Below are 26,988 nucleotides of genomic sequence, written 5' to 3' on the forward strand. Positions count from 1 at the left end.
CTGCGTTTGATCGCCTCGCTGCGCGAGGCTGTTCGGGTCGCGGTTGAGGCGAGGACTTCCCTCGTCGCGCCTGGTCGCTTCGCTCCCGTGCGCTCCTCAGTCCAGTCTCTCGCCGCGACCCTCACGGGGTCACTACGCCGTGTCCGGCGACGCGACTAGTCGGCGATCGTGATGCCCATCGACCGGGCGGTGCCGGCGATGATCTTCTCGGCCGCCTCGATGTCGTTGGCGTTGAGGTCCTGCATCTTCGTCTCAGCGATCTGACGCAGCTGGTCCTTGGTGAGCTTGCCCACCTTTTCCTTGTGCGGGACCGCGCTGCCCTTCTGCAGACCGGCGGCCTTCTTGATCAGCTCAGGCGCCGGGGGCGTCTTCGTGACGAAGGTGAAGCTGCGGTCTTCGAAGATGGTGATCTCGACGGGGATGATGTTGCCCCGCTGGGCCTCCGTCGCGGCGTTGTACTGCTTGACGAAGTCCATGATGTTGACGCCGTGCGGACCGAGCGCGGTACCGACCGGCGGCGCGGGCGTGGCCTGGCCAGCGGGAAGCTGGACCTTCACCAGGGCCGCGACTTTCTTCTTTGGAGGCATCTGTCCTTCTCCGGGTCCTTTGTCCTACAAAACCCTCACACCGCGACGAAAGCCGGTTCTGCGACCGGCTTTCCCTTTGCGCGCGTGAGGACGACTAACGAGTCTATGCGACGTGCTCAGATCTTCGAGACCTGGTTGAACGACAGCTCGACCGGGGTCTCGCGACCGAAGATCGAAACGAGCACCTTCAGCTTCTGCGACTCGGCGCTGATCTCGCTGACCGTCGCCGGCAGCGTCGCGAAAGGACCGTCCATGACCGTGACGGACTCGCCGACCTCGAAGTCGACCGTCGCGGCGGCGGCCTTGGACGTCGCCTTCTTGACTTCCTCGCTCGGCTCGGGCGCGAGCAGCTTGGCGACCTCGTCCAGGTTCAGCGGACTCGGCTTGTTCGACAGGCCCACGAAACCGGTGACACCGGGCGTGTTGCGGACGGCGGCCCACGACTCGTCGGTCAGGTCCATCCGGACCAGCACGTAACCGGGAAGGACGCGCTCCTTGATCGGAGTCTTCTTGCCGCCCTTGAACTCGGTGATCGTGTGGGTCGGCACCTCGACCTGGAAGATGAAGTCCTCCATGTTGAGGGACCCGGTGCGGCTCTCGATGTTCTGCTTCACGCGGTTCTCGTAACCGGCGTAGGAGTGAATGACGTACCACTCGCCGTACTGGCCGCGGAGCTGGCGCTTGAACTCCTCGATCGGGTCGACGTCGGGCAGGATGTCGCCGTCTTCGTCGACCTCTGCCACGGCCTCGGTCGAGTCGGCTTCACCGTCAACACCGTCCGGGTCGGCGACGGCGTCGTCGACCTCTTCCACGGCTTCTACGGCCTCGTCCGGCTCGGACTCCCATTCGTCACGGGAGCCATCGACCGGCAGCGGAGACTCGGACACGGGACTCTTCCTTCTTCGATCGGTGAAATGACGTGCTGCCACGCCTCGGACTGGATCAGGATCCGCCGAAGACCGCCAGCACCACCTTCCCCAGCAAGGAGTCGATCCCGAACACGATCCCGACCATGATCACAACAAAGACGAGAACCACGGTCGTGTAGCTGATCAGATCGTTACGCCGGGGCCAGATGACCTTGCGGAGCTCGGCGACGACCTGACGATAGAAAACAGCGGGAGAGGTGCGCTTGGCCTTCTTCTCACCGCTCGGCTTGCCTGGCTTTCCAGCGGTCTCGCCGCGGGTGTCGATCGCCACAGTCCTCACCTGATCCGTCGTGTCCATCGCATCTTGCGGCGCGCTTCAACGCCATTGGTGCGCGGACCGCACTCCGCAGGGCACGAGGGACTCGAACCCCCAACCGCCGGTTTTGGAGACCGGTGCGCTACCAATTGCGCTAGTGCCCTAAGCCGTGCACCACAATACCCGAGAAACGCGTGAGTTCAGCCGTGCGTTCCCCGTCATGGTCCACTAGTCGGTGCAGTCTACGGGGGAAAGCCCCCTTCGTCGAACCACATTGGTCCACGCGGCTCAAAGGTATCGCGTGGAAGTGTCCGGATCCCGGATACCGAGGGGAAACCGCCGGGCGGGTCTGGAACGATGGGGGCCATGACCCGACCTCGCATCTCCGCGCGTATCTCCGCGATCTCCGAGTCCGCGACGCTCGCCGTGGACGCCCGGGCCAAGGCCATGAAGGCCGCCGGTCGCCCGGTCATCGGCTTCGGCGCCGGCGAGCCCGACTTCCCGACCCCCGACTACATCGTCGAGGCGGCCATCGAGGCGTCCAGGAACCCCCGGTTCCACAAGTACACGCCGGCCGGCGGTCTGCCCGAGCTCAAGCAGGCCATCGCGGACAAGACGCTGCGCGACAGCGGGTTCCAGGTCGACGCCTCCCAGGTCCTGGTCACCAACGGGGGCAAGCAGGCCGTCTATGAGGCGTTCGCCACACTGCTCGACCCGGGCGACGAGGTTCTGGTCATCGCCCCCTACTGGACGACCTACCCCGAGGCGATCAAGCTGGCGGGCGGCGTCCAGGTCGACGTGGTGACCGACGAGACCACCGGGTACCTCGCCTCCCTCGAGCAGCTCGAGGAGAAGCTGACCGACCGCACCAAGGTCCTGCTGTTCGTCTCGCCGTCCAACCCGACCGGCGCGGTCTACACCCCCGCCCAGGTGGAGGAGATCGGCCGCTGGGCGCTGGACAAGGGCCTGTGGGTCGTCACCGACGAGATCTACGAGCACCTCGTGTATGGCGACGCCGTCTTCTCCAGCATCGCCACCGCCGTGCCGGAGCTTCGCGAGCGGGTCGTGGTGCTGAACGGCGTGGCCAAGACCTACGCGATGACGGGCTGGCGGGTGGGCTGGCTGGTCGGCCCGTCCGACGTCGTCAAGGCGGCGACCAACCTGCAGTCGCACGCGACGTCGAACGTGGCGAACGTCTCGCAGGCCGCCGCGCTCGCCGCCGTCACCGGCGACCTGTCGGCCGTCGCCCGGATGCGTGAGGCGTTCGACCGCCGCCGTCAGACGATGGTCCGGATGCTCAACGAGATCCCCGGCGTCCTGTGCCCCGAGCCGCTGGGCGCGTTCTACGCCTACCCCTCGGTCAAGGCCCTGCTGGGCAGGGAACTGCGCGGCAGGCGCCCGCAGACGTCGGCCGAGCTCGCCGAGCTCATCCTCGAGGAGGCCGAGGTCGCCCTCGTCCCCGGCGAGGCGTTCGGCACGCCCGGCTACTTCCGCCTGTCCTACGCGCTGGGCGACGACGACCTGGTCGAGGGGGTCAGCCGGGTCGCCAAGCTCCTCGGCGAGGCCCACTGATCACCCGCTGATCACACGCTGATCGCACCGATCGATCACCATGGGAGGCCCGGGCACGGCGCCCGGGCCTCTTCGCTGTCCGCGAGCCCTCGGCCCGAGGTTTCGGCCGGCCTCTTCGAAGCGCCCGGCTTCGTCTTCCTCGGTCATGAGCTCCCCTCTCGCTCGTCTACAACGCGTGAGGCGGGCATGAGCTTGAGAAGCGGATACGGCAGGATGTGGAGATGCCGCGCCCACTCGACAAGCTCCCCAAGGCTCACCTGCACCTGCACTTCACCGGCTCGATGCGGCATTCCACGCTCATCGAGCTCGCGCGCGAGCACGGCGTCCATCTGCCCGACGCCCTCGAGCAGGACTGGCCTCCCCGGCTTCGGGCGACCGACGAGCGGGGCTGGTTCCGGTTCCAGCGGCTCTACGACATAGCCCGGTCGGTGCTCAGGACGCCCGAGGACGTGTACCGGCTGCTGCGGGAGGCGGCCGAGGACGAGGTCGCCGAGGGCTCGCGCTGGCTGGAGATCCAGGTCGACCCGTCCGGATACGCCCACCGGTTCGGCGGGCTGACATCGACGCTGGAGCTCTTCCTCGACGCCGCCGACAGGGCGGCCGCGGCGTCGGACCTCGGCATCGCGGTGATCGTGGCGGCCAACCGCACGCGCCACCCCCTCGACGCCCGGACCCTCGCACGCCTGGCCTCGCAGTACGTCGGGAAGGGCGTGGTGGGCTTCGGGCTGTCCAACGACGAACGCCGCGGCCGCGCCAGGGACTTCGACGGCGCGTTCCGCATCGCCAAACGGGCGGGCCTGCTGGCCGTACCGCACGGAGGCGAGCTCCTGGGAGCGGCCAGCGTCGCCGAATGCGTCGACGATCTCGACGCGGACCGCGTCGGCCACGGCGTGCGAGCGGCGGAGTCGCCGCGCCTGATGGAACGGCTCGCCGACCGGCAGGTCGCCTGTGAGGTCTGCCCGCTGTCCAACGTGGGGCTCGGCGTCGCCGAGCGGCCGGAGGACGTGCCCGTGCGCCGGCTGTTCGACGCCGGGGTCCCGATCGCCCTCGGCGCCGACGACCCGCTGCTGTTCGGAGCGCGGCTGATGCCGCAGTACGAGCTCGCCCGCGAGACGTACGGCTTCAGCGACGCGGAGGTCGCCGAGCTGGCCCGGCAGTCGATCCGGGCGTCGGCCGCCCCCGACTCGACGAAGAAGGAGCTGTCCGGCGAGATCGACGCGTGGCTCGCGGCTCCTCCGGAGTGATGACCTGCCGCGGCGGGCGGGCCGCGGGAGAGGTCACCGGGTCGAGTTCGCGATCCGGACGGCTTCTTCCCTGTTCGCGCCCTCCAGCCGGAGCCCGACGCCGCCGAGCTGCCAGATGAGCGTGGGACCCGCGACCCGGTCCTCGCTGGGCGGGCCGCCGTTCTTGGGCACGTAGGAGACCTCGTGCGGCTGCTGGATCCACCATCCCCGGATGGTCGGGACGTCCTCGGGCCAGGGCTCACCGAGATCCTTGCGGAACACCACGTTCAGGGTCCCGTCGTACTCGTCGAGCCGGAGGCCCGGCCACAAAAGCGTCACCACCCGCCCGCCGTCGGCCACCCGCACGTCGGCCGGATCGCCCAGCGCGGACGGAACCGCGATGGGGAAGGCGACCGCGCGCCGCGCCTCGTCGAGCGTGACCCGCCTCTCCGAGGGAAGCGGGCTCGGCACACCGGTCGGCAGCGGCCCGGGCTCGCCGACCCTGATCTCCACCCCGGCGAATCTGAGGATCGACACGACCGCGGCCCGGCCCTGGGGCGTGGCCCCGATCAACACGGCGAGGAACACCATCACGGCGGCGACGGCCTTACGCGGTGAAAGCCGTAGCCGCGGAAGGAGGCCCGGCCGGCGCGAGAGGGCGCCCTTGGGCCTGGGAGCCTCCAGGCGGGCCCGTACGGCGCGGGCGGTGGCGTCGGGCGACGGGGTGGAAACGTGCAGCGTCTCGCCGAGCGCGCGGAGTTCGGCTTCCAGCTCGTCGAAACGATCGTCCGCGCCCGGACGGTCATGGGAGGAGCTCACGGTCCACCTCCTCTCGCAGGCGCCGCAGGCCGCGGGACGTCCGCGACTTCACCGTGCCCAGCCGTACTCCGAGGACTTCGGCGGTCTCCGCCTCGGACAGCTGTAAGAAATACCGGCAGACCACCGCCTCACGTTCCCGATCAGGCAGTCTCCGCACCGCGGCGAGGAGGCGGGCGCCCCCGTCTGCGGCGACCACGATGCCCTCCGGGCTCTCCGGCCCGTCCTGCTCCCGCTCCTGGCCGAGGCGGACCGTGAGATCGGCCCGGCGGCCGCGGGAACGGGTGAGATTGTGGGTCTCGTTCGCGACGATGCGCAGCAGCCACGGTTTGAAGGCGGCCTCACGCCGGAAACTCCCCAGATGGCGGAACGCCTTGACGAACGCCTCCTGGACGACGTCCTCGGCCTCGTCACCCGCGCCGAGCAGGGCCGACGTACGGTGTGCGGCCGCGCTGTACCGGGCGACCAGCACCTCATAGGCGTCCAGGTCGCCGGCCAGGGCTCGTGTTATGGCCTCGTCGTCATCCATCGGTCAACGTTCGCGAAATGACGTTGAAGCCTAGTACGACGAATCGAACTGTGGCTAATGGGAGGGCACTACACTTTCCAGAACCCCGTCAGACCGCGTAAACGAGGATCGAATGTCTGGGTATGACCGTGTAGTCCAACCCGCCGCCGGAGACGAGGCACTGGAGAACCACCTGGGTGGGGACGAGGCCAAGAACTACCGGCAGTACGAGTTCGACATGGTCGCCCCCCATGTCGGACGGTCGATGCTGGAGATCGGCTCGGGCCTCGGTCACTTCGCCGAGCAGTTCCTCCCCCGGCTCGACCGGCTCGTCGTGAGCGACTTCGACCCCTACTGCGTCGAGCAGCTCGGGAAGCGGTTCGAGGGCCGCGACGACATCTCCGTCCTGCAGTTCGGCCTGCCGACCGAGATCCCGCTGAACGACCCGGTGGACACCGTCGTCATGATGAACGTCCTCGAGCACATCGAGGAGGACGTCGAGGCGCTCAGGTCGCTCGCCAAGGTCACCGCGCCCGGCGGCCGGATCATCATCTGGGTGCCCGGATACATGCAGCTTTATGGGGACTTCGACCGCAAGGTCGGCCATGTTCAGCGGTACACCCCCAAGACCCTAGCGGCGACGGTCGCGGGAGCCGGTCTCGAGGCCGAGGTCCTCAAGCCGATCAACTTCCTGGGCGGCATCGCCTGGTGGGCCGCCGTGCGCCGCGGCGGCGTGGGCTACCCGGACCCCCGGCTCGTCAAGATCTACGACCGGACCGTCGTGCCCGCCACACGTTTCATCGAGCGCCTGATCCGGCCCCCGTTCGGCCAGACCGTCTTCTGCGTCGCCCGCGTCCCCCAGTGAGCGTGCGGTAATCCGGCCTATACCAGAGCTGGCTACTCACGAGTAGTAACCAGGCGTAACGTCATAGTCATCAACAGCCTCCGGAGGCCGCGATGACCGACTACGCCAAGGCACGGGAAGTCGCCGAGCAGGCCCGTGAGAAGGAGTGGACCAGGCCGAGCTTCGGAAAGCAGCTCTTCCTCGGGGACTTCAGGCTCGATCTCGTCCACCCGGCACCACGGCTGAGCGAGCAGGAGACCGAGAAGGGCGAGGACTTCCTCCGCGCGCTGCGGAGCCTCCTGCAGGACAAGGTCGACCCCGCGCTCATCGAACGGACCGCCGTCATCCCCGACGAGGTCGTCAAGGGCCTGGTCGCGCTCGGCGCGTTCGGGATGACGATCGACGAGGAGTACGGCGGGCTCGGGCTGAGCCACACCTACTACACGCGGGCGTTGCAGCTGACCGCGTCGTACTCCCCCGCGCTCAGCGCGCTGCTGTCCGCCCACCAGTCCATCGGCGTGCCCCAGCCGCTGCGGCTGTTCGGCACGCCCGAACAGAAGCAGCGGTTCCTGCCTCGATGCGCCCGGGGCGAGATCTCCGCGTTCCTGCTGACGGAACCCGACGTGGGCTCCGACCCGGCCCGGCTCGCCACGACGGCGGTACGCGAGGGGGACTCCTACGTCATCGACGGCGTCAAGCTGTGGACGACCAACGGGGTCGTGGCCGACCTGCTCGTCGTGATGGCCAGGACGGGCGCGAAGATCTCGGCCTTCGTGGTCGAGGCCGACTCTCCGGGCATCACCGTGGAGCGCCGCAACTCCTTCATGGGCCTGCGCGGCATCGAGAACGGCGTCACGCGGTTCCACCAGGTCCGCGTGCCCGCCGCCAACCTCATCGGCCGCGAGGGCCAGGGCCTGAAGATCGCACTGACCACGCTGAACACCGGCCGCCTCTCACTCCCGGCCACCTGCGCCGGCACCGCGAAGTGGGCGACGAAGATCGCCCGGGAGTGGGCGTCGGAACGCGTGCAGTGGGGCCGCCCCATCGGCGAGCACGAGGCGGTCGCGCAGAAGATCTCCTTCATCACCTGTACGGCCTACGCCCTCGAAGCGGTCGTCGAGCTGGCCGGCCGGCTGGCGGACGACGAGCGCAACGACATCCGCATCGAGGCCGCCCTCGCCAAGCTCTACGGCTCGGAGATGGCCTGGCAGGTCGCCGACGAGTTGGTGCAGATCAGGGGCGGCCGGGGCTACGAGACCGCCGAGTCGCTCCACGCCCGCGGCGAGCGCGGGGTCCCCGCCGAGCAGATGCTGCGCGACCTGCGGATCAACCGCATCTTCGAGGGCTCCACCGAGATCATGCACCTGCTGATAGCCAGGGAGGCCGTGGACGCCCACCTGTCGGTCGCGGGAGAGCTGATCGACCCGAAGGCCGATCTGCGGGCCAAGGGCCGGGCGGCCACCAAGGCGGGCGGCTTCTACGCCAAGTGGCTGCCGAGCCTGCTCGCCGGTCCGGGCCAGCTGCCGACGGCCTACTCCGAGTTCGGCGTGCTCGCCCACCACCTGCGCTACGTCGAACGCACCAGCCGCAAGCTGGCGCGGGCCACCTTCTACGGCATGTCCCGCTGGCAGGGGAAGCTCGAGCACAAGCAGGGCTTCCTGTCCCGGATCGTCGACATAGGCGCCGAGCTGTTCGCGATGACCGCGGTGTGCATCCGCGCGCAGGAGGACGGCGCCCACTTCGGCCGCCGGCCGTACGAGATCGCCGACACCTTCTGCGAGCAGGCGCGGCTGCGGGCCGACAGCCTGTTCGCCCGGCTGTGGGACAACTCCGACTCCCGGGACGTACGGCTGGCCAAGCGCGTCCTTGACGGGCGCTACGCGTTCGTGGAGGACGGCATCCTCGATCCCTCGCTCGAGGGTCCCTGGATCGCCCCTGCCCGGCCCGGACCCGCCGAGGTCCAGGACCTCCACCGGCACGTCCGCTGACGCCCCTGCGACCGCCTCGCGAGCTCGGGGCGGCCGCAGGGCGCGCATGGCCGTACGGAAAAACCAGTTGGTGGCGACCGGTGGGCTTGTTACGGTCTGACCCATGTGGATTTCGCACCGCGACCGCTGATCAGCCCGAGTCGGCTGATCACGCGCGACTCAGCTCTCTGGCCCTGTCCTTCTTGACGCGGCAGCTGAGTGAACGGCACCTCGGTGCCGCGTTCTCGACGTCCGAGGAGATCCCACATGCCTATCCGACCGTCCGGCAAGCAGGCCAAGAACCTGCCGAGCCCATCTCAGCCGCAGCGTGGCCGGCCGCCGGCGCCCGCTCGCGCGCTGCCGCCCCGGCAGCCCGTCCGCCCGATGCGGCAGCCGCGCCGGCTGCCGCGGTCGAAGTGATCCACCCGTGAAATGAGTGAAGGGCACCCGCCGACCTGGGTGCCCTTCACGACTGGGACACGGCCACGCTACAGCCGTATGGAGATCAGAGGCGCTCGATGATGGTGACGTTCGCCTGTCCGCCGCCCTCGCACATGGTCTGCAGGCCGTAACGGCCGCCGGTGCGCTCGAGCTCATGCAGAAGCTTGGTCATCAGGATCGCGCCGGTGCCGCCGAGCGGGTGCCCGAGGGCGATCGCGCCGCCGTTCGGGTTCGTCCGCGCGGGGTCCGCGCCGATCTCCTTGAGCCATGCGAGAGGCACCGGGGCGAACGCCTCGTTGATCTCGATGACGTCGATCTCGTCGATGCTCAGCCCGGCCTTGCTCAGGGCCTTGCGGGTCGCCGGGATGGGCGCGGTGAGCATGTAGACGGGGTCGTCACCCGTGAGCGCCAACGTGACGATCCGGGCGCGCGGGGTCAGACCGTGGTCGCGGACCGCCTGCTCGGAGGCGATCAGCAGGGCGCCGGAGCCGTCCGAGATCTGCGACGAGGTCGCCGCGGTGATCTTCCCGTCGGGACGGAGGGTCTTGAGCTCGGCCAACTTCTCCAGCGTCGAGTCCGGCCGGGGGCCCTCGTCGTCCTCGACCCCGTTGAGCGGCGCGATCTGCTCCTTGAAGTAGCCGTTCGCGACGGCCTTGGCGGCCCGCTGGTGGCTTTCGTAGGCGTACTGGTCCAGTTGCTCGCGGCTCAGGTCCCACTTGTCGGCCATCAACTCCGCGCCGCGGAACTGGCTGATCTCCTGCTTGCCGTAACGCTCGACCCACTTGTCGCCGAAGGGGAACGGCATGCCCTTCTCCAGCGCCATCGTGATGCTCGCCCCCATCGGGACGATCGACATCGACTCGACGCCTGCGGCCACGACGAGGTCCTGCGTGCCGGACAGCACGCCCTGGGCCGCGAAGTGGATCGCCTGCTGTGAGGAGCCGCACTGCCTGTCGATGGTGACGCCGGCGACGTTCTCCGGGAGGCCGGCGCTCAGCCAGGCGTTGCGGGCGATGTCCATCGACTGCGGACCCACCTGCATGACGCAGCCCATGATCACGTCTTCAACCGCGGAGGGGTCGACGCCGGTGCGCTCGACGAGTGCCGAGAGCGTGTGCGCGGCCAGATCCGTGGGGTGGACGGTGGAGAGCCCGCCCTTCTTCTTGCCGACCGGGGTCCGGACCGCCCCGACGATGTACGCCTCTGCCACAGTGCCCTCCAGAAGAAACCGAGCATTGTTCGGTTACTGAGAGGTTACCTCAGAACCATCATCGACGGGTGTCTGACTCCACCAGGTTTCGGTTGGATAAGCATGGTTTGGGCTGGCCGCGCACGTGAGTCACTGGTGAACGGCGTACCGCCCCGGAAGGACGTCCTCCGCCTCGACGAGCTGGAATCCGCCCTGGTCGGTGGCGATTCCCTGAAGGCGGTTCGCGAGGACGAGCGCCACGGCGGCCCGCTCGACCAGCGCCGTGTCGTCGACGTCATCCTCGGCGCTGTCGCCGGCCCTGTCGTCGGCGCTGTCGGCATCATCCTCGTCGTCGGCGCCGGCGCTGCTGTCGGCCTCGGCGGCAGCGATTCCGTCCGCGACGTCGTCGGCCGCGGCGGTGTCGTCCGCGTCGCCGCCGGTCTCGGCGTCCTGAGGCTCGGCGTCTCCGGTCTCGGCGGCGTCGGCCTGGGCAGTGGCCGTGACCTCGGATCCGGATCCGGACTCGGTCGGGGCCTCGGCCTCGGCCACGCTCTCGGTTCCGGTGTCCGGCTCGGCCTCCCCGGCGTCCGCCGTCTCGTCACCGGACGACACCGGCGCCTGGGCGTCGACCGCGGACAGCCGCACGATCACGATCTCCGTCAGGTACGGCCAGTGCGCCTTGGCGGCGGGCGGGATCCTGTTGCTCTCCTCGATCGTGAGCATCATGTCGGCGCCCGCGTAGACGTCGGTCACCGCCCCGCCGTCCACCGTGACGTGGACGACGCCCTCGGACAGCTCACCGTCGGGCCACCTGTCGGCGTCCACCGAGTCGACCGGGCGGATCACCTCGCCGAGCAGCGCCACGACCTCCTCGGGAGACGGCGCGGCAGGCAGGTAGACGCGGACGGCGCGCAGGTCACTCCCGGCGAGGTCGGTCGGCTCCCCCCGGCACAGGGACCATCCGCCGAGGCGGTAGGCGACGCCCTCGGACAGGCTCTTGTCGAAATAGTCCATCGGCAGCGGGCCTTCGGCGGACAGGCGGCAGGCCCACAGCCGCTCCTCGCCCGTCACGCCGAGCTTGCCCAGGATCTCGCCGTCCAGCTCGGCCGCGGCGAGGATCCGCGATCCGCCCACCACGATGTCGTCACCGTCGAAACGTGCGTCCGGATCGGCCAGCTGGGCGATCGCCAGCAAGGTCTTGGGATCCGGCCGTTCGGGCAGCAGCGCCGTAGGTCCCGTACGCAACCGGCCCGGAAGCATCAGATTCGTCAACCAGCCCACAGGGCCCTCCTCGTGAAGATTCGAAGAGACGATAGCCCCCGGGAATCGTGTCCCACGGGCCCTTACCGGAACCGGCCAGCGCTCAGGACTTCCCCGCAGCAGGGCGCGTGCCGGTCATCAACGCATAAACGATGATGTTATCCACGTAATGACCAGTCGTCTGGTTATATGTGCCGCCGCACGTGATGAGTCGCAACTCCGCGTCGTCCCTCGGCCCGTACACCCGGTCGGTGGGGAAGGTCTGCTTGTTCGCCTGCTCCACACCGCCCACCGTGAAGATCGCCGTGGTCCCGTCGAGACGGACCACCTCGATCTTGTCGCCGTTGCGGATCTCGTGGAGACGGGTGAAGACGGCCGACCGCGTGGTGGTGTCCTTGTGCCCGAGCATCACGGCGGGTCCGGCCTCCCCCGCGGTGGGACCTCCCCGGTACCAGCCCACGAGGTTGGAGTCGTTGATCGACGGCGTCTCGATGGCGCCGTGCTTGTCCGTGCCGACCGACTCGACGGGAGCGTTGACGCCCAGCCTCGGAATGATCAGCCGCTTCGGCGTCGACGGCTGCATCGGCGGGACCGCGGGCTCGGCCGGGCGAGGCGGCGGCGCGGTCGCGTCCGCCTGGCTCAGCGGACCCGACCCCCCGGGCCCCACCGTCGGAGCCAGCGCCTGCACCTTGAGCGCGGACCGAGCCGGAGACTCGTACTCCTCGGGAGACCTCAGAATGAGCACGAGCCCGAAGACGATGGTCACCACGCCTGCCACGGCGGCGAGGATGAGCGCCCCGCGCACGGCCGAACCGCCGCTCGACGCCCCGTCGGGCCCGGGCCAGGGATCCTGCGGGGGCAGGATGACGGGCTGGAAGAACTGCGGCGGCGGGCCGTAGACCGGGGTCGGACGATCGGCCGTCGACCACGAATCCGCCGAAGGCCCCGAGTGCTCTGCCGGGCTCCCCTGGGGCCCTTCCTGCGACCCGCTCATGATCCGCGTTTCCGCCGCCGTGTGCCGCTAGTGCCGTACGGCACGGCGGCGGGTGCGCAGCATGAGCCCGCCGCCCGCGGCGGCCAGAACGAGAGCCGAGCCCGTGAGGATGAAGACGCGCCCGTCAGGCCCCGCGTCGGCGCCGCCGCCCGTGGCGGCTCCGCCTTCCGGCGTCTGGCTCACCTGGGCGGTGACCGTCTCGTAGACGGTCCGGGTCGTCCGCGGGCTGACCTTGATCGACAGGGACGCGGGGCTGGTGTTCGCCGCGGCGGTCGTCGACAGCGAGCAGTCGTACCAGGTCTCGGGCGTGCCGTCGGCCGGGCCCACCTTCAGGGTGAACGCGTCGGCCTTGACCCCGACCGTGCCGGTCGCGGTCGGCGTGATCACCGCCGTCAGCGTCGGCAACGGGACGGGGGATCCGCTCGGGATCCCCTGGTCCGGCGTGCCCGTGGCGGTCGCCTGGATCGTCTTCTTCGCGCTGGAGCCCGGCCCGGAGACCACGAGGTCTCCGACGATGACGATGCGGTCCGTGGTGGCGATCTCGGTGGGCGCCGTGATGATCTCGTCGGCGCCGGAAGGCTGCTGGTTCGTCCAGGTGAGCGTCACCGCCTCGGAGGGCGTGGCACTGGCCGGCCCGCTCAGCGCGGCGGTGAGATCGGGCGAGGCCGTCGCGGTCGCCGGGGCCGACGGAAGGCAGACATAGGCCACGGTCCTGGTGTCGGCGCTGGCGCCGATCGCGGACAGACCGCCGACGAGGACCACGGCGCCGACCACTCCGGCCGCGGACGCCCCGATGACCGTTCGACGTCGTGCCTGTGATCTCCGCACTGACCCGTCTCCCATCCAGCGCTCCGACAGCCGCACCGGGATTTCACCGTACGGTCATGACTCGGTAGAGATCCTATGTACTGCGCGTCCGAATCGCCGCCCCCCACGGCAAATCCGACCCGCATTTCCTCATGATCAGGTCAATTCGGCCTCCGTGTCCGTGGAACCTTCGAGAGGGCCCGGGTGTATCAACACCGGAGGTGCTCAGATGAGACGACTATTGGTGGCACTCGGCGCGCTGGCGATGGCCTTCGCCACAGCTCTTCCCGTTCACGCGGAGACCCGGGCGGGGGGCTGGGCGACGACCGAGCTCGATCCGCTTCCCGACAAGCTCGTGGCCAACAAGGCGTACACGATCGGATACTGGGTCCTCCAGCACGGGACCCATCCGTTCGACATCGCCGGGGAAGACCTCGGCTCGACCGGTCTGCGCCTGACCAGCACGTCGGGCGGAACGACTCTGAACTTCACCGGCACGCCTCTCCCCGAGCCGGCCCACTACGCGGTGACCATCAAGATTCCGGACGGTCAATGGCGGCTCCAGGGCATCCAGGGAATGTTCCTGCCGTACGAGATCGGAACTCTGGACGTCCCGGGCGGGCTGACCCCGGCCCCTCCGAAGGCTCCGATGAGCCTCGGGATCGGGATCGTGGACTACTGGGGAACGATCAAGCCTCCGGGCTTCCCCTGGGACGGCGAGGTCACCTCGTCGCAGCCGCCCGCTCCACCCGCCACCGCCGCACCAGCGGCAGTCGCGCAGCCCGAACCCGCGGCCGCTCCGGCGGCACCCGCGTCTCCCAAGGCGACCGTGGCCACCGACGGCGACGACACCCCGCCGTACCTGCCGGTGGCCGTCACAGCCGTACTGGCCATCGGCGCGACGCTGCTCGCCCAGCGCCTGGTCCGGGCACGGGTACGGCCTGGCCACCCGGCGGACTCCGGCCCCCAGGACGGCGCGGCCTCGGATGACGACGACTTCTCGGACGGCGCGCGCATGCCTGACCGCGAGGACGAGCCGGGCTCGCCGAGCCGCGCCGAGGACGTGATCACCATCGGCAGGGAGTGACGACGGGCAATCGACCCGCCGGTAACAGAATCGTATTCTGGTGACGGAATGACACCCCGAGCCGGAAGGCGTACCGATGCGGCGAGACCTCTTCGACGAGGAGCACCTGCTCTTCCGCGAGACCGTTCGTGAGTTCCTGACGCGCGAAGTCGTCCCGCACCACGCCCAGTGGGAGAAGGACGGCATCGTCCCCCGCGAGGTCTGGAAGAAGGCGGGCGAGCTGGGGATGTTCGGCTTCTCCGTGCCCGAGGAGTTCGGCGGGGCCGGCATCACCGACTTCCGCTACAACGCGGTCGTGCTGGAGGAGATCACCCGCATCGGCGCGACCGGCCTGGGCTTCTCTCTGCACAACGACGTCATGGCGCCCTATTTCGTGGATCTGACGAATGACGAGCAGAAGCAGCGCTGGTTGCCCGGTTTCGCGTCAGGAGAGCTGATCACGGCCATCGCCATGACCGAGCCCGGGGCCGGAAGCGACCTGCAGGGCATCAGGACCACGGCCCTGCGCGAGGGCGACCACTACGTGGTGAACGGGCAGAAGACGTTCATCACGAACGGCATCAACTCCGACCTCGTGGTGGTCGTGGCCAAGACCGACCCGGCGGCGGGCGCGCGGGGCACCACGCTGCTCGTCGTCGAGCGTGGGATGGAGGGCTTCAGCAGGGGGCGGAACCTCGAGAAGATCGGCATGCACGCCCAGGACACCGCCGAGTTGTTCTTCGAGAACGTCCGCGTACCCGTCGCCAACCGGCTCGGCGACGAGGACGGCCAGGGCTTCGTCCAGCTGATGCACAACCTCCCGCAGGAGCGCCTGTCCATCGCGGTCGGCGGGGTGGCCGCCGCCGAGTCCGTCCTCGAGACGACCATCGAGTACTGCAGGAACCGCAAGGCCTTCGGCAAGAACATCGGCCAGTTCCAGAACACGAGGTTCCTGCTGGCCGAGCTGGCCACCGAGGTCGAGATCGCCCGCCACTACGTGGACAAGTGCATCGTCGCCCTGAACGCCGGAGAGCTCACCGCCGTGGACGCGGCCAAGGCGAAGTGGTGGACCACGGAACTGCAGACGAAGGTCATCGACCGCTGCCTCCAGTTGCACGGCGGCTACGGCTACATGCTGGAGTACCCGGTGGCCAAGGCATGGCTGGACAGCCGCGTCCAGACGATCTACGGGGGCACGACGGAGATCATGAAGGAGATCATCGGCAGGTCGTTCGGCTTCTAGACCGGCCCGTACGGCTCCCGCTCAGCGGAACTGCTGGCCCCATATGGCCAGCATGACGAGCACGAAGACGATCATCACGCCCGCGTAGGCCACCTGGCTCAACCGGAAGAACTTCCGCACCTTGTTCAACAACCAGGCGAACAGGAACGCCAGGAAGACCAGAAGGATGAGTCCGGAGTCCATGCCGATCAGTATGCGTCGGTTCCTCCGTCCGTGCGGACGCTAGTCGCGACTGCTATCGAGGATGACGCGCGCCACGAGGGCGGGATCGTCGCTCATCGGCAGGTGACCGCACCCCGAGAGCAACACGACGCGCTCCTGCGCCCACCGCGCCGCCCGGACCGCCTGGCGGCGCGGCAGCAGACGGTCGTGCTCGCCCCAGGCGATGGTGATCGGCACCTTGGGCGGCGGAGGCGGCCCCATCCAGGCACACGCGTCGAGGGTGTCCTCGAAGCCCACGCATCCGCCCAGAGCCTCGACGGCCGCGCGTATCGCGTCGGCGGGGACCTTTGACGGCCTGGCCATCAGCAACCCCAGCGCGACCGTCCTGCCCGCCTTCGTGGAGGCCAGCGCGGCGGCGGCCTCACCCCGGGTCGCCGACGCCGAGGCGCGCAGCAGGCGCAGGGCCGTCCGCGCGTACAGGTGCTCGGTCCGCGACCAGAACCCGGCGGGAGACAGGGCGGCGGCCGTGCAGACCACCCCACGGGAGGCCATGTCCAACGCGATGTACCCGCCGAGCGAGTTGCCGGCGACGTGCGGGTCCTTCACCCCGAGCCAGGTCCAGAACTCCTCGACCGCCGTGCCGAGCGTCTCCGTGGTGTACGGCAGGCCCGGGGGCAACGGCGGCGACTCCCCGAAGCCGGGGAAGTCGACCGCGATCACGTCGTGCCGCTCCGCCAGCAACTCGAGAACCGGCTGCCATCCCTGCCGGTGATGCCCGAGGCCGTGGAGCAACACCAGCGGAGATCCGCTGCCGCGCCGGTCGTAGGCAAGCTCCATACCTGCGAGTCAAGCACCGATGGCAGCGCGGAACCAGTAGGCGGACGCCGGGAAAGACATCCTGTACAGGCACGATGACCTGCGATGACGTAAACCCGCCCCGACTGGGCCCATCCGGAGTGACATGCTCCGCGCCCGGATCACGAGCCCAGGCGCCGCCGACCGGCTCAGCGGCCGCCGATGGGGATCTCGAACCAGACGGCCTTGCCCTCACGGGTGGGACGGGAGCCCCAGCGCTTGGCCAACTGGTCGACCAGGTAGAGACCACGCCCGCCCTCGTCGTTCTCCCCCGCGCTGCGGATACGGGGCAGGCGGAGATCCTGGTCGAAGACCTCGACCCAGATCGAGTCCCTGCCGCGGCGCAGGCGGAGAGTGAACTCCTTGTCCCCCGCGGCGATCTCCTCCTCGAAGCCCGGGACCTCCCAGGACTCGTCGAAGGGCAGCGGCGGCCCGTCCAGCACCAGTTCCCTGCGGGGGATGCTCGCGCTGGCGGCGTGGAGCACGACGTTGGTGACGACCTCGGACACGAGCAGGCAGGCGAGGTCGGCCCGCTCGTCCGGAACCTGCCAGTCGGCGAACGCCTCGGACGCCATCCGGCGTGCCTCGCTCACCATGATCGGCTGAGCGGGGAACGTGCGCTCCTCGACCTCGAGCTCCATCGCGACCGACCGGACGACCAGGATCGCCATGTCGTCGTCGATCTCGCCGGGAACGGCCGAGGTTGCGGCCTCGGCTATCCGCTCGACGGGCTCACCGGAGAGCTTGGCGACCTTCTCGGACAGGATCCGCAGCGCCTCGTCATCGCTGAGCGAGGGGGTCTCGGAGCCCCGCATGGGCCGCCGGTCGACGAGCCCGTCGGTGTAGAGCAGCAGCGTCGCGCCCGGCGGGAGCGTCCGCGTCTCCTCCTTGTAGACCAGGTCGGCGTGGACGCCCTTGGCGCGGACGCCGAGCGGCTGGCCGACCTCCGTGATGTCGAGCTCGGCGACGTTGCCGTCGACGATCAGCAGCGGTGGCGCGTGGCCGGCGTTGGCGAACGACAGCTGGCGCGACCACGCGTCGTACACGAGGTACTGGCAGGTCACGAGCGGAGGGTTGGTGATGTCGGCGCCGAAGTCGTCACGCTCGGGATGGGCGACGACCCTCGTCCACTCGTCGAGCCGGGCGAGGATGTCCGCCGGCGGCTTGTCGTCCTGCGCGAACGCGCGCAACGCGGCCCGGAGCTGGCCCATGACCGCGGCGGCCTTGGCTCCCCTGCCCTCCACGTCGCCGATCACGATGCCGACGCGGCCGGCCGACAGCGGGATCACGTCGTACCAGTCGCCGCCGACCTGGGTCTGGATGCCCTGGCCGTGCGAGGCCAGCGGCGCCGCGGGGAAGTAGCGGACGGCGATCTCCAGCCCGTCCAGCGCGGGAAGCTCACGCGGCAGCAGATGCTTCTGGAACGACTCGGCCGTGTGCCGCTCCTCCTCGAACAGCAGCGCGTTGTCCACGGCCACCGCGACCCGGGTCGCGATCGCGCCCACAAAGTCGCGGTCGAAGGCGTCGTAGTGCGGCGAGCGCCGGTCGGTGAGGTTGGACAGGCCGAGGTACATGAGGCCGAGCGTCTCGCCGCGGGCGCACAGGGGCGCCACGATCGCGGAGGTCATCCCGACCTCGCCGCAGATCCGCGCCGCGCCCTCGCTGGGAGAGGGGTAACTGACCTGGGAGAAGTCCTCGACCAGGATGGTCTCCTGGCGCGTCTGCGCCGTCTCCGCGTAGTGGCCGGGCGGATACTTGATCTCCTCGCCGACCGGCTTCCACGTGCCGGCGGGCGGCGACCAGCCGTTGACGTGGGTGGAGACCTTGCGGATGAGCCGGTCGTTCTCCATCAGCTCGATGAAGCAGTGATCGGCGAACTGGGGGACCAGCATCTCGGCGACCCGGTTGAGCGTCTCCTCGACGTAGAGCGAGCCCGCGAGCCGCTCGCCGATACGTTCCAGCAGACCGAAACGGTCCTTCTCCCGCTCGTTGCTCCGCATCGCCTCACGCGCGGTGATCACGATCCCGGTGACGGATCCCGACCCGTGCCGCAGCGGCACGGCCTGCGCGCGTACGTAGATCATCGTGCCGTCGGCACGGACGACGTCGAAGGTCCCCTCCCAGACGCCGCCGCGCAGCACGTGCTTGGCGAGCTCTGCGGCGAGCGGGTGATCCTTCTTCATGATGCCGAGGGACAGAAGGGACTCCCGGCCGGAGGAGGCGCCGGGTGTGCCGAACAGCCGCTCGGCGAAGGGGTTCCAGTAGAGGACGTTGCTGAAACGGTCGGTGACCACCACCGCCATCTCCGCCTGGTCCAGGACGGAGGCCGCGGTCAGGTGGTCCGCGGTGTCCTGCGTGAGATCCCCCCAACGCTTCATCCCAGCACCACCCTAGGGAGTGCGACGTCTGTCATGCCGGCCACGGGCGCTCCTGGGGGGGTGGGGTGTCGCGGGAGAGGAGGGGCTCCCGATGGGGATTCAACCAGTCTCGACTCTTTCCGTCATCGTCTGGTGACAAAAACATGCGACGCGACATCACGCGGAAGTTCCGCGGAAGTGCTGTCCGCATCGCAGTCCCCTGTCACCCGCACACCGTCGTCGCTAGCCGCGAGCGTCACCTCGCGTCCGGGTTGTATCCCAACTTGCTTGAGTTTAAGCATCAGGGCGGGATCGCTTTGCACTTGTTCGCTAATTCGGCGAACGACAACCGGAACCATCGCCGGACCTGCGAGATCTGCCATGGGAGACATGGCCTCATCCTTGGTCAAACCGGACTGTGCGGCGCCGAGTTCACCGAGTTCGCTGAGACCGGGGATGGGGTTGCCGTGCGGGCAGACGGTCGGATGATCGAGCAGTTGGAGGAGCCGGGTCTCGACAGACTCCGACATCACGTGCTCCCAGCGGCAGGCCTCGACGTGGACCTCTTCCCACGGGAGCCCGATCACCTGGATCAGCAGGCACTCGGCCAGGCGGTGTTTGCGCATGACCCTGATGGCGAGTTTGCGGCCGAGATCGGTCAGGCTCAGGTGGCGGTCGCCCTCGACCTTGACCAGGCCGTCACGCTCCATCCGCGCGACCGTCTGGCTCACCGTGGGCCCGCTCTGCGTCAACCGTTCCGCGATACGCGCCCGCAGCGGGACGATTCCCTCTTCTTCCAACTCGAAGATCGTGCGGAGATACATCTCCGTCGTGTCGATCAGGCCATGTGCCGTCACGGTTCCTCCAGTTCTGTATCGATGCTACGACCTCCCGAGGCGTTCGCAGCCGACTGTGTCTGGGAAGCGATCCTAGGGTGACAAACATCGGAGCAGGACGATTCCTTCCGGCCCGGCTCAGCCTGCCGGCGCTGAGGGAGGCGGCTCGCTCCTGCGAGGGCTGTGATTTGTACAGGAACGCCACGCAGACGGTGTTCGGGGCGGGCATGACCCACGCCACATACATGCTCGTGGGCGAACAGCCTGGTGATCAGGAGGACCGCCAGGGAGCGCCATTCGTCGGACCGGCGGGGCGCATCCTCGACAAGGGCCTCGCCGAAGCCGGGATCGATCGTGAATCCGTTTATGTGACGAATGCGGTCAAACATTTCAAGTTCGAGCTGCGGGGCAAGCGGAGGATCCATCAGAGACCGTCGGCTGCGGAGATCGACGCCTGCCGGCCGTGGCTCGATGCCGAGATGCGTCTCGTGGATCCGGTTGTGACGGTGGTCCTCGGCGCCACGGCGGCCCGCGCCCTGCTCGGGCCTGGATTCCGGGTCACCAGGGAGCGCGGCCGTCCCGTCCCTCGGCGCGAGGGCGCGTTCTACGTCGCCACCATCCATCCGTCGGCAATCCTCCGCGCCCCGGACCAGGACGAGGCCTACGAGGGCTTCCTTGAGGATCTCAAGGCCGCCGCGGCGCTCGGGCCGCCGACGCGGTCCCGTCCGCCCGATGGCTTGTCGTAACTGGGGACATACCGGGAAAATCATGTTTTGTGGCGGACACTCCCTCAAGGGGCCGATCGCTCTCAAGGGGCCAATCGCTCGCGCAGCCAGACTGCGTTCGGGCCGGTGCCCCCGTTGAGGCGGTAACGGATGCGGTCGTGCATGCGGTCGGTCTGCCCCTGCCAGAACTCGATCTCGGAGGGCAGCACCCGGTAACCGCCCCAGAAATCCGGGACCGGAGGATCGGTGGGCCAGCGTTCCGCGAGCTCGCGGTAGCGGGCGTCGAGCTCCTCGCGCGACCGGACGACGGCCGACTGCCGCGACGCCCACGCGCCGATGCGGGAGCCGTACGGGCGGCTGTTGAAATAGGCGGCGGTCTCCTCCCGCGAAAGCCGTACGGACCGGCCTTCGACGCGCACCTGACGCCGGATCGGATGCCACGGGAACAGAAGGCAGGCACGCGGGTTCTCGGCCAGGTCCCGGCCCTTGCGGGACTCGTAGTTGGTGAAGAAGGTGAAGCCCCGCTCGTCGAACCCCTTGAGGAGGACCGTCCGCGCCGAGGGCCGGCCCCCCGACGAGGCGGTGGCGAGGATCATCGCGTTCGGCTCGGGAAGGCCTGCGGCGACGGCGTCCGCGAACCACAGAGTGAACTGCACGAGGGGATCGTCCGAGAGGTCGGCTTCGAGCAGCGGCTGGCCTTCGTAGCTACGCCGGAGACCGGGGAGTTGCGATGCGCTGTCCACGGAACGATATTGTTGCGCGCTTGGCTGGTGTCGAACGCAGCACCCCCTACCTGGGACAACGGCGTTTGAGAGGGACCGGGGGCAGACCAGTGACGCCCTGAGGGTTAAATTGACCCGCCGGTATCTCGACATCAAGGCTTTGGACTTCACAAGAGAGAGGCAGCCGAGAATGTCCGACTTCAAACCCGGTCTCGAGGGCGTGGTGGCGTTCGAGACCGAGATCGCGGAACCGGACAAAGAAGGGGGCGCCCTGCGCTATCGGGGCGTCGACATCGAAGAGCTCGTCGGCCATGTCTCTTACGGACATGTCTGGGGCCTGCTCGTCGACAACGAATTCCAGCCGGGCCTCCCCCCGGCGGAGCCGTACCCCGTTCCCGTCCACTCGGGCGACATCCGTGTCGATGTGCAGAGCGCGCTGGCCATGCTCGCTCCCGCCTTCGGCTTCCGCCCGCTCCTCGACATCGACGACGACCAGGCCCGCGACGATCTCGCCAGGGCCTCCGTCACCGCCCTTTCGTTCGTCGCCCAGTCCGCTCGCGGCCTGGGCCTTCCCATGGTCCCCCAGAAGCGCGTGGACGAGGCGGAGAGCATCGTCGAGCGGTTCATGGTCCGCTGGCGCGGCGAGCCCGACCCCAGGCACGTCAAGGCCATCGACGCCTACTGGACCTCGGCCGCCGAGCACGGGATGAACGCCTCGACGTTCACCGCGCGGGTGATCGCCTCCACCGGCGCCGACGTGGCCGCGGCGCTGTCGGGCGCTGTCGGCGCGATGTCCGGCCCGCTGCACGGCGGCGCTCCCGCCCGGGTGCTCCACATGATTGAAGGCGTCGAGCAGATGGGTGACGCCAAGCAGTACGTCCAGAGCCAGCTGGACAAGGGCGAGCGGCTCATGGGCTTCGGCCACCGGGTCTATCGCGCCGAGGACCCCCGCGCCCGGGTGCTCCGCCGTACCGCCAAGGAACTGAACGCGCCGCGCTACGAGGTGGCGGCCGCGCTGGAGACGGCCGCGCTGGAGGAGCTGCACGCTCGCAAGCCCGACCGGGTCCTGGCGACCAACGTCGAGTTCTGGGCGGCGATCATCCTCGACTTCGCCGAGGTTCCCTCGCACATGTTCACGTCCATGTTCACCTGCGCGCGCACGGCCGGCTGGGCCGCGCACATCCTCGAGCAGAAGCGCACGGGCAGGCTGGTCCGCCCCAGCGCCACCTACGTCGGACCGCCGCAGCGCTCGGTCCACGACGTCTCCGGCGCCGCCGACGTGGTCGGCAGGGTCTGACCCAAGGCGCCTCCCCCGCATGACCGATGGCCCGCTCCTCACGAGCGGGCCATCGTCGTTCGGAGCCCATGTCAGCCGGCGCGTCGGTCAGGTGCGCGGAGCGGGCCGTAGACGAACGCCGTGGACGGCGTGGGGCTGTCCGTGCCACATCTCCCGTGTCGCGAGCGCCGCGTAGTAGACCCGCACCCTTCTGAGGTCCCTGATCTCGCCCGCGTGGTCGGCGACCACCTTGACGGCGCCCGCGATGACCTTCACCGCCCACGGCCCGCAGGACTCGCCCTCCAGCGCCCTGAGGAAGCCGAGGAACTCCGGCATCCGCCCCGCGCAGTAATAGGACGTCGGGCCGCTCCTCGCAGGACGGAGACGCCTCTCTGGGAGCGGATCCGAGGGTGTGTCCCAGTGGAGAGGATCAGATTCGCATCCGGACCGCCGCATCGCCTATAGATCGCGTATTTCTCACATCGCGGACCCGTCGAACGACCGCGGGCCAGGCTAACTACCCTTGGTTAGGTGGCTGACATCGTGATTCCCGCTGACATCAAACCCGCTGACGGCCGTTTCGGCTGCGGGCCCTCGAAGGTGCGCCCCGAGCAGCTGGCGGCGCTCGCCGGAGCCGGCGCGAGCGTGATGGGCACGTCCCACCGGCAAAAGCCCGTCAAGAACCTCGTCGGCCGAGTGCGCGCCGGGCTGTCGGACCTGTTCTCCCTGCCCGAGGGGTACGAGGTCGTGCTCGGCAACGGCGGCACCACGGCGTTCTGGGACATCGCCGCCTTCGGCCTCATCCGGGAAAGGTCCCAGCACCTCGCCTTCGGCGAGTTCTCGTCCAAGTTCGCGACGGTGGCCAAGAAGGCCCCGTGGCTGGGCGAGCCGACCGTGATCAAGGCCGATGCGGGCGCCCACCCGGTCGCCGTGGCCGAGGAGGGCGTGGACGTCTACGCGCTCACCCACAACGAGACCTCGACCGGCGTCGCGATGCCGATCAAGCGGGTCGTCGAGGACGACTCCCTGGTGCTGGTCGACGCCACGAGCGGCGCGGGCGGCCTTCCGGTCTCCGCCGAGGAGTTCGACGTCTACTACTTCGCTCCGCAGAAGAGCTTCGCCTCCGACGGCGGCCTCTGGCTCGCCCTCTTCTCGCCCAAGGCGCTGGCCCGGGTGTCGGAGATCGCGGACAGCGGCCGGTTCGTTCCCGAGTTCTTCAGCCTGCCGACGGCGATCGACAACTCGGTCAAGGACCAGACCTACAACACCCCCGCGGTCGCGACGCTCTTCCTGCTCGCCGAGCAGCTCGACTGGATGAACTCCCAGGGCGGCCTGGCCTGGACGACGGCCCGCACGGCCGACTCCGCCTCCCGGCTGTACACCTGGGCCGACAAGACGTCGTACACCACGCCGTTCGTCGCCGACCCGGCGCAGCGCTCCAACGTGGTCGGCACGATCGACTTCGACGACTCGGTGGACGCCGCTGCGGTCGCCAAGATCCTCCGGGCCAACGGCATCGTCGACACCGAGCCCTACCGCAAGCTGGGACGCAACCAGCTGCGCATCGCGATGTTCCCGGCCATCGACCCGGCCGACATCGAGGCGCTGACCGTCTGCGTCGACTACGTGGTCGAGCGGCTCTAGTTCCGCTCCCGTCCCGCCGTACGGCCCGGCTCAGGCCCCGCGGTACGGCCCTTCTGGGGCGTCCGCCTGGAATCACACGCGTGGGCCGCGCCTGAACGAGGCGCGGCCTCGCGAACCGGATAGGAGTGCGGCCGGCCGTCTACCGCTTGGGAGCGGGCCGGGTGTCGGCTTCGAGGTAGACGGTGTAGGAGATGACCGACGGGATCGGCACGCCCAGTCTGCCCGCGCTCTCGGTGAGCGTCTCCTCGTCGTCGACGATGCGCCCGTCGGCCGGGTCGACGATCAGGGTCTTCCGGTTCGGAAGGCCGCCGTGGTCGCTGTCCAGGGAGAACGCCTTGCCGGTACGGCCGGCCCGGTCAGTGGTCGTGCCCTCGTACTGAAGGCCGGGAACCGTGGCCAGCACGCGCAGGACCGCGGCTCGCTCCGGAGCGCTGAGGACCCGCTCCCCGACCAGGTCGGTGATGGCGACCAGTGTCTCGGCCGGTCCGTTGTCCGCCGGATGTCCCTGCTCGAGCCAGGTCTTCAGGGCCTCGGGGTCGGTCGGGGGCCGGTCTTTCCACATCCGGCTGTCGGCTCCGGCCGGTGTGTCGCTCACCTCGGGCCTGCCTGGCTTCGTGGACCAGCCCTGCTTCTTCCAGTGGTCGAGGGCCTTCGTCGTGGGGAATTCCGGTGCGCCGGCGCGCCTGACGGAGTGTGCGGAACCGTCGGGGGCGGTCCACGTCTCCCGTTCGGTGGGGACCACGGCGGAGGTGGTCTTGCCGTCCTTGACGCTGCTGTTGAGGTACCAGCCCCGAGTCTTGAGGTGCTCGGTACCCGCGACGGCCGTGTCCGGCTGCCGGGCGGCGGTGTCGGCAAGCCCGTTCAGGATCTCGGGGGCGTCCTGGGCCGGAGCGTCCTGGACGTAGGTCAGCAACTTGGGCGTGGCCACGGCGGCGGCGGCGGGGGTGGGGGCGGGGCCGGTCCCGGGCATCGCCAGGGTCACGCCGACGGTGAGCGCTCCGACCATCGCGACGGTTCCGGCCAGTGCCAGTCCCCGTCGGCGGAACCTCCGGGGCGGCCTCCCGCCTCCGGCCGGTTCGTTCGCGGTGGCGCTTTCCCCCGTCTGCAACAAGCTGGTCATCAGGTGTTCCTCACGCTGGTGTCCTCGGCCGGGCGGAAAGTCCCGTTCGGCGGGCACCGGCAACATCCGGCGCAGCGCCCGCAGGTCGTCGTCTGGACCTTGCGTCATCGGTGCTTCCCTTCATCAGGCCGGACCGCACTGTCGCGGTCACCTGTTAGCTGCCAGCCTGCGGGCGAGGGTTCCCTGTTCTGGCGAAGATTCTTCTCGGCGAACTTCTCCAGGCGGCGGCGAGCCCGTGACAGGCGGGAGCGGACCGTGCCGACAGGGACTCCCAGTGCCTGAGCAGCGGCGGCGTAGTCGAGCCCCGCCCACGCGCACAGAGCCAGCACGTCACGATCGGCCTGAGGCAGGCGCTCCAGGACCTGGTGTACAGCGGCGATCCTTTCCTGGTCCTCCAGGCGGCCCACCACCTCGTCGGCGAAGTCCGGCAGAAGCTCAGGGGCCGGCATCCGCTCCATCAGCGCCCGGTGGCGGCGGGCCACCCGGCGACGCCGGTGCACCACGTTCGTGGCGATCCCCAGCAGCCAGGGCAACAGGCCCGAGCCCTCCGGCTCGACCTTCTCCCGTAAGCGCCACGCTTCCAGGAACACAAGTGAGGCGCAGTCCTCGGCCACCGACCAGTCGCCGGTGAGCCGGAAGCAGTGGTTGTACACCGCCGTCCCGTGCTCCCTGAACAGGACTACGAAAGCGGCCTCGTCACCCGCCCGAACACGGGCACGGAACCCAGGATCCATATCTAGTTCTGCCAACCGCGCACCGCCGGTTCCTATGACATCGCTCACACCGGAGCTGTGCCTCATCGAGGACCCCACGGGCGATCACGCATCGATCGAGGGCGGCGGGGTGCGGGAGGACCACCTCGCACCGCTCCAGAAGACGTCCCACACTAACCCTGAGCAGGGACGGAACCGACAGGCTGGTGCGCTCCCCGCCCGGCCGTACGGCCAGGCGTGTCTCGGTCAGACGACGCCGCGGCGGCGGCGCAGGAACCAGGCGGCGACGATGCCTCCGATGAGGCCGAAGAGGTGGCCCTGCCAGGAGATGCCCGGCTGGTTCGGCAGAGCGCCCCACAGTATCGAGTAGTAGAGCACCGCGACGATCACGCCGAGGACGATGTCCAGGGCCCGGCGGTCGAACAGACCTCGCCCCACCACATAACCGAAATACCCGAACACGAGGCCACTGGCCCCGACGGTCAGCGTGTTCGGCGGGCTGGTGAGCCACACACCCGCACCGCTGACCAGGATGATCACGAGACTGGCGGTGAGGAACCGGCTGATCCCCCGGATCGCCGCGAGGAAGCCGAGGATGAGCAGCGGCACCGAGTTCGCCATCAGATGGGCGAAACCGGCGTGCAGGAACGGGGCGAAGAGGATCCCCGGCAGCCCGTCCGGGTCGTGCGCGATGATCCCGTAGTGGTCGAGCCGCCCGTTCTGGATGTAGTCGAGGACCTCCAGGCCCCACATGACGGACAGCATCACGATCATCACGATCGCGCTGCCGAGCGCCCCGTTGAGAAGCCGCGCCGAACGGTCCTTCATCGACTCGCCGGACGGGGGAAAGCCGCTTCCGGAATCGCTCATGGCTTC

28 protein-coding genes and 1 tRNA gene are annotated in these 26,988 nt (G+C 69.2%); 10 read left to right on the forward strand and 19 right to left on the reverse strand.

Annotated features, from left to right (window positions below):
• Positions 1-155 precede the first annotated feature (155 nt).
• From rplK to Pph01_RS27880, 4 genes are all read right to left on the reverse strand, one after another.
• Complete coding sequence (gene rplK / locus Pph01_RS27865; RefSeq protein WP_204076134.1) at positions 156-587, reverse strand: 50S ribosomal protein L11; 432 nt, start codon at positions 585-587, stop codon at positions 156-158.
• Between the two features lie 116 nt (positions 588-703).
• Positions 704-1,474: a transcription termination/antitermination protein NusG gene (nusG, locus tag Pph01_RS27870; protein WP_203953426.1), complete on the reverse strand. Its 771-nt coding sequence runs from the start codon at positions 1,472-1,474 to the stop codon at positions 704-706.
• Positions 1,475-1,529: 55 nt separating this feature from the next.
• The gene (secE, locus tag Pph01_RS27875) at positions 1,530-1,787 is read right to left on the reverse strand and encodes a preprotein translocase subunit SecE (RefSeq protein WP_239094956.1); all 258 of its coding nucleotides are present in this window, start codon (positions 1,785-1,787) and stop codon (positions 1,530-1,532) included.
• A 76-nt stretch (positions 1,788-1,863) separates the two neighbouring features.
• Positions 1,864-1,936 (reverse strand) — tRNA-Trp (locus tag Pph01_RS27880).
• Between the two features lie 202 nt (positions 1,937-2,138).
• Between Pph01_RS27880 and Pph01_RS27885 the strand changes: the two genes are divergently transcribed.
• Both Pph01_RS27885 and Pph01_RS27890 read left to right on the forward strand, forming a co-directional pair.
• Complete coding sequence (locus Pph01_RS27885; RefSeq protein ID WP_204076135.1) at positions 2,139-3,344, forward strand: pyridoxal phosphate-dependent aminotransferase; 1,206 nt, start codon at positions 2,139-2,141, stop codon at positions 3,342-3,344.
• A 221-nt stretch (positions 3,345-3,565) separates the two neighbouring features.
• Positions 3,566-4,588 carry an adenosine deaminase gene (locus Pph01_RS27890; protein ID WP_204076136.1) on the forward strand — a complete coding sequence of 341 codons (1,023 nt, stop codon included), beginning with the start codon at positions 3,566-3,568 and terminating at the stop codon, positions 4,586-4,588.
• A gap of 33 nt (positions 4,589-4,621) precedes the next feature.
• On the opposite strand, the gene Pph01_RS27895 is transcribed toward Pph01_RS27890, so the two are convergent.
• Together Pph01_RS27895 and Pph01_RS27900 are read right to left on the reverse strand one after the other, a co-directional pair.
• Positions 4,622-5,386 carry a hypothetical protein gene (locus Pph01_RS27895; RefSeq protein ID WP_204076137.1) on the reverse strand — a complete coding sequence of 255 codons (765 nt, stop codon included), beginning with the start codon at positions 5,384-5,386 and terminating at the stop codon, positions 4,622-4,624.
• On the reverse strand, positions 5,370-5,912 hold the full coding sequence (locus Pph01_RS27900) for an RNA polymerase sigma factor (RefSeq protein ID WP_204076138.1): 543 nt from the start codon (positions 5,910-5,912) through the stop codon (positions 5,370-5,372). The genes Pph01_RS27895 and Pph01_RS27900 overlap by 17 nt, the downstream gene beginning before the upstream one ends.
• Before the next feature lie 112 nt (positions 5,913-6,024).
• Here Pph01_RS27900 and Pph01_RS27905 point away from each other — a divergent pair, with 112 nt between their 5' ends.
• From Pph01_RS27905 to Pph01_RS27915, 3 genes are all read left to right on the forward strand, one after another.
• Positions 6,025-6,756 (forward strand): class I SAM-dependent methyltransferase, encoded by a 732-nt coding sequence (locus tag Pph01_RS27905; protein WP_204076139.1) that lies wholly within the window; start codon positions 6,025-6,027, stop codon positions 6,754-6,756.
• Positions 6,757-6,848: 92 nt separating this feature from the next.
• On the forward strand, positions 6,849-8,723 hold the full coding sequence (locus Pph01_RS27910; protein WP_204076140.1) for an acyl-CoA dehydrogenase family protein: 1,875 nt from the start codon (positions 6,849-6,851) through the stop codon (positions 8,721-8,723).
• 246 nt (positions 8,724-8,969) lie between these two features.
• Positions 8,970-9,122: a hypothetical protein gene (locus Pph01_RS27915; protein ID WP_204076141.1), complete on the forward strand. Its 153-nt coding sequence runs from the start codon at positions 8,970-8,972 to the stop codon at positions 9,120-9,122.
• An 85-nt stretch (positions 9,123-9,207) separates the two neighbouring features.
• Here Pph01_RS27915 and Pph01_RS27920 read toward each other — a convergent pair whose 3' ends face one another.
• From Pph01_RS27920 to Pph01_RS27935, 4 genes are all read right to left on the reverse strand, one after another.
• Entirely contained in the window at positions 9,208-10,353 is a 1,146-nt protein-coding gene (locus tag Pph01_RS27920) for an acetyl-CoA C-acetyltransferase (RefSeq protein ID WP_204076142.1), read from the reverse strand.
• 129 nt (positions 10,354-10,482) lie between these two features.
• Positions 10,483-11,613 (reverse strand): hypothetical protein, encoded by a 1,131-nt coding sequence (locus Pph01_RS27925; RefSeq protein WP_204076143.1) that lies wholly within the window; start codon positions 11,611-11,613, stop codon positions 10,483-10,485.
• Between the two features lie 82 nt (positions 11,614-11,695).
• Positions 11,696-12,586 carry a class F sortase gene (locus tag Pph01_RS27930; protein ID WP_204076144.1) on the reverse strand — a complete coding sequence of 297 codons (891 nt, stop codon included), beginning with the start codon at positions 12,584-12,586 and terminating at the stop codon, positions 11,696-11,698.
• A 27-nt stretch (positions 12,587-12,613) separates the two neighbouring features.
• Positions 12,614-13,414: a hypothetical protein gene (locus Pph01_RS27935; protein ID WP_204076145.1), complete on the reverse strand. Its 801-nt coding sequence runs from the start codon at positions 13,412-13,414 to the stop codon at positions 12,614-12,616.
• Positions 13,415-13,622: 208 nt separating this feature from the next.
• Between Pph01_RS27935 and Pph01_RS27940 the strand changes: the two genes are divergently transcribed.
• Together Pph01_RS27940 and Pph01_RS27945 are read left to right on the forward strand one after the other, a co-directional pair.
• Complete coding sequence (locus Pph01_RS27940; RefSeq protein WP_204076146.1) at positions 13,623-14,480, forward strand: hypothetical protein; 858 nt, start codon at positions 13,623-13,625, stop codon at positions 14,478-14,480.
• A gap of 76 nt (positions 14,481-14,556) precedes the next feature.
• On the forward strand, positions 14,557-15,702 hold the full coding sequence (locus Pph01_RS27945; protein WP_204076147.1) for an acyl-CoA dehydrogenase family protein: 1,146 nt from the start codon (positions 14,557-14,559) through the stop codon (positions 15,700-15,702).
• A 21-nt stretch (positions 15,703-15,723) separates the two neighbouring features.
• On the opposite strand, the gene Pph01_RS27950 is transcribed toward Pph01_RS27945, so the two are convergent.
• From Pph01_RS27950 to Pph01_RS27965, 4 genes are all read right to left on the reverse strand, one after another.
• Positions 15,724-15,885 carry a hypothetical protein gene (locus Pph01_RS27950; protein WP_204076148.1) on the reverse strand — a complete coding sequence of 54 codons (162 nt, stop codon included), beginning with the start codon at positions 15,883-15,885 and terminating at the stop codon, positions 15,724-15,726.
• Positions 15,886-15,924: 39 nt separating this feature from the next.
• Positions 15,925-16,701, reverse strand: coding sequence for an alpha/beta fold hydrolase (locus tag Pph01_RS27955; RefSeq protein ID WP_204076149.1), 777 nt, complete (start codon positions 16,699-16,701; stop codon positions 15,925-15,927).
• A gap of 167 nt (positions 16,702-16,868) precedes the next feature.
• Positions 16,869-19,097 carry an ATP-binding SpoIIE family protein phosphatase gene (locus Pph01_RS27960; RefSeq protein ID WP_204076150.1) on the reverse strand — a complete coding sequence of 743 codons (2,229 nt, stop codon included), beginning with the start codon at positions 19,095-19,097 and terminating at the stop codon, positions 16,869-16,871.
• A gap of 122 nt (positions 19,098-19,219) precedes the next feature.
• A complete protein-coding gene (locus tag Pph01_RS27965) occupies positions 19,220-19,933 on the reverse strand; it encodes an iron-dependent transcriptional repressor DtxR (RefSeq protein WP_204076151.1) in 714 nt (237 codons plus the stop codon).
• A 77-nt stretch (positions 19,934-20,010) separates the two neighbouring features.
• Here Pph01_RS27965 and Pph01_RS27970 point away from each other — a divergent pair, with 77 nt between their 5' ends.
• Positions 20,011-20,658, forward strand: coding sequence for a UdgX family uracil-DNA binding protein (locus Pph01_RS27970; RefSeq protein ID WP_239117062.1), 648 nt, complete (start codon positions 20,011-20,013; stop codon positions 20,656-20,658).
• A gap of 62 nt (positions 20,659-20,720) precedes the next feature.
• Here the strand turns inward: Pph01_RS27970 and pdxH are convergent, their stop codons facing one another.
• A complete protein-coding gene (pdxH, locus tag Pph01_RS27975) occupies positions 20,721-21,380 on the reverse strand; it encodes a pyridoxamine 5'-phosphate oxidase (RefSeq protein ID WP_239117063.1) in 660 nt (219 codons plus the stop codon).
• Between the two features lie 169 nt (positions 21,381-21,549).
• On the opposite strand from pdxH, the gene Pph01_RS27980 reads away from it, so the two are divergent.
• Complete coding sequence (locus Pph01_RS27980; protein ID WP_204076152.1) at positions 21,550-22,656, forward strand: citrate synthase 2; 1,107 nt, start codon at positions 21,550-21,552, stop codon at positions 22,654-22,656.
• An 87-nt stretch (positions 22,657-22,743) separates the two neighbouring features.
• On the opposite strand, the gene Pph01_RS27985 is transcribed toward Pph01_RS27980, so the two are convergent.
• A complete protein-coding gene (locus Pph01_RS27985; RefSeq protein WP_204076153.1) occupies positions 22,744-22,971 on the reverse strand; it encodes a hypothetical protein in 228 nt (75 codons plus the stop codon).
• A 195-nt stretch (positions 22,972-23,166) separates the two neighbouring features.
• Here Pph01_RS27985 and serC point away from each other — a divergent pair, with 195 nt between their 5' ends.
• Positions 23,167-24,279, forward strand: coding sequence for a phosphoserine transaminase (gene serC, locus Pph01_RS27990; RefSeq protein ID WP_204076154.1), 1,113 nt, complete (start codon positions 23,167-23,169; stop codon positions 24,277-24,279).
• 139 nt (positions 24,280-24,418) lie between these two features.
• On the opposite strand, the gene Pph01_RS27995 is transcribed toward serC, so the two are convergent.
• The 3 genes from Pph01_RS27995 to Pph01_RS28005 form a co-directional block, all read right to left on the reverse strand.
• Positions 24,419-25,507 (reverse strand): CU044_5270 family protein, encoded by a 1,089-nt coding sequence (locus Pph01_RS27995; RefSeq protein WP_204076155.1) that lies wholly within the window; start codon positions 25,505-25,507, stop codon positions 24,419-24,421.
• Positions 25,504-26,133, reverse strand: a complete 630-nt coding sequence (locus Pph01_RS28000; RefSeq protein ID WP_204076156.1) for an RNA polymerase sigma factor — start codon at positions 26,131-26,133, stop codon at positions 25,504-25,506. Before Pph01_RS28000 ends, Pph01_RS27995 begins: the two co-directional genes overlap by 4 nt.
• A 225-nt stretch (positions 26,134-26,358) precedes the next feature.
• Positions 26,359-26,982 (reverse strand): rhomboid family intramembrane serine protease, encoded by a 624-nt coding sequence (locus tag Pph01_RS28005; RefSeq protein WP_204076157.1) that lies wholly within the window; start codon positions 26,980-26,982, stop codon positions 26,359-26,361.
• Between the last annotated feature and the right edge of the window lie 6 nt (positions 26,983-26,988).

The sequence above is a fragment of the Planotetraspora phitsanulokensis genome (assembly GCF_016863295.1).
GTDB lineage: Bacteria > Actinomycetota > Actinomycetes > Streptosporangiales > Streptosporangiaceae > Planotetraspora > Planotetraspora phitsanulokensis.

Excerpts from the sequence above, each read along its gene's own strand:
- rplK (WP_204076134.1), bottom strand. The coding sequence starts at position 587 with ATGCCTCCAAAGAAGAAAGTCGCGGCCCTGGTGAAGGTCCAGCTTCCC.
- Pph01_RS27885 (WP_204076135.1), top strand. The coding sequence starts at position 2,139 with ATGACCCGACCTCGCATCTCCGCGCGTATCTCCGCGATCTCCGAGTCC.
- Pph01_RS27890 (WP_204076136.1), top strand. The coding sequence starts at position 3,566 with ATGCCGCGCCCACTCGACAAGCTCCCCAAGGCTCACCTGCACCTGCAC.
- Pph01_RS27900 (WP_204076138.1), bottom strand. The coding sequence starts at position 5,912 with ATGGATGACGACGAGGCCATAACACGAGCCCTGGCCGGCGACCTGGAC.
- Pph01_RS27905 (WP_204076139.1), top strand. The coding sequence starts at position 6,025 with ATGTCTGGGTATGACCGTGTAGTCCAACCCGCCGCCGGAGACGAGGCA.
- Pph01_RS27910 (WP_204076140.1), top strand. The coding sequence starts at position 6,849 with ATGACCGACTACGCCAAGGCACGGGAAGTCGCCGAGCAGGCCCGTGAG.
- Pph01_RS27915 (WP_204076141.1), top strand. The coding sequence starts at position 8,970 with ATGCCTATCCGACCGTCCGGCAAGCAGGCCAAGAACCTGCCGAGCCCA.
- Pph01_RS27930 (WP_204076144.1), bottom strand. The coding sequence starts at position 12,586 with ATGAGCGGGTCGCAGGAAGGGCCCCAGGGGAGCCCGGCAGAGCACTCG.
- Pph01_RS27940 (WP_204076146.1), top strand. The coding sequence starts at position 13,623 with ATGAGACGACTATTGGTGGCACTCGGCGCGCTGGCGATGGCCTTCGCC.
- Pph01_RS27945 (WP_204076147.1), top strand. The coding sequence starts at position 14,557 with ATGCGGCGAGACCTCTTCGACGAGGAGCACCTGCTCTTCCGCGAGACC.
- Pph01_RS27950 (WP_204076148.1), bottom strand. The coding sequence starts at position 15,885 with ATGGACTCCGGACTCATCCTTCTGGTCTTCCTGGCGTTCCTGTTCGCC.
- Pph01_RS27955 (WP_204076149.1), bottom strand. The coding sequence starts at position 16,701 with ATGGAGCTTGCCTACGACCGGCGCGGCAGCGGATCTCCGCTGGTGTTG.
- Pph01_RS27960 (WP_204076150.1), bottom strand. The coding sequence starts at position 19,097 with ATGAAGCGTTGGGGGGATCTCACGCAGGACACCGCGGACCACCTGACC.
- Pph01_RS27980 (WP_204076152.1), top strand. The coding sequence starts at position 21,550 with ATGTCCGACTTCAAACCCGGTCTCGAGGGCGTGGTGGCGTTCGAGACC.
- Pph01_RS27985 (WP_204076153.1), bottom strand. The coding sequence starts at position 22,971 with ATGCCGGAGTTCCTCGGCTTCCTCAGGGCGCTGGAGGGCGAGTCCTGC.
- Pph01_RS27995 (WP_204076155.1), bottom strand. The coding sequence starts at position 25,507 with ATGACGCAAGGTCCAGACGACGACCTGCGGGCGCTGCGCCGGATGTTG.
- Pph01_RS28000 (WP_204076156.1), bottom strand. The coding sequence starts at position 26,133 with ATGGATCCTGGGTTCCGTGCCCGTGTTCGGGCGGGTGACGAGGCCGCT.
- Pph01_RS28005 (WP_204076157.1), bottom strand. The coding sequence starts at position 26,982 with ATGAGCGATTCCGGAAGCGGCTTTCCCCCGTCCGGCGAGTCGATGAAG.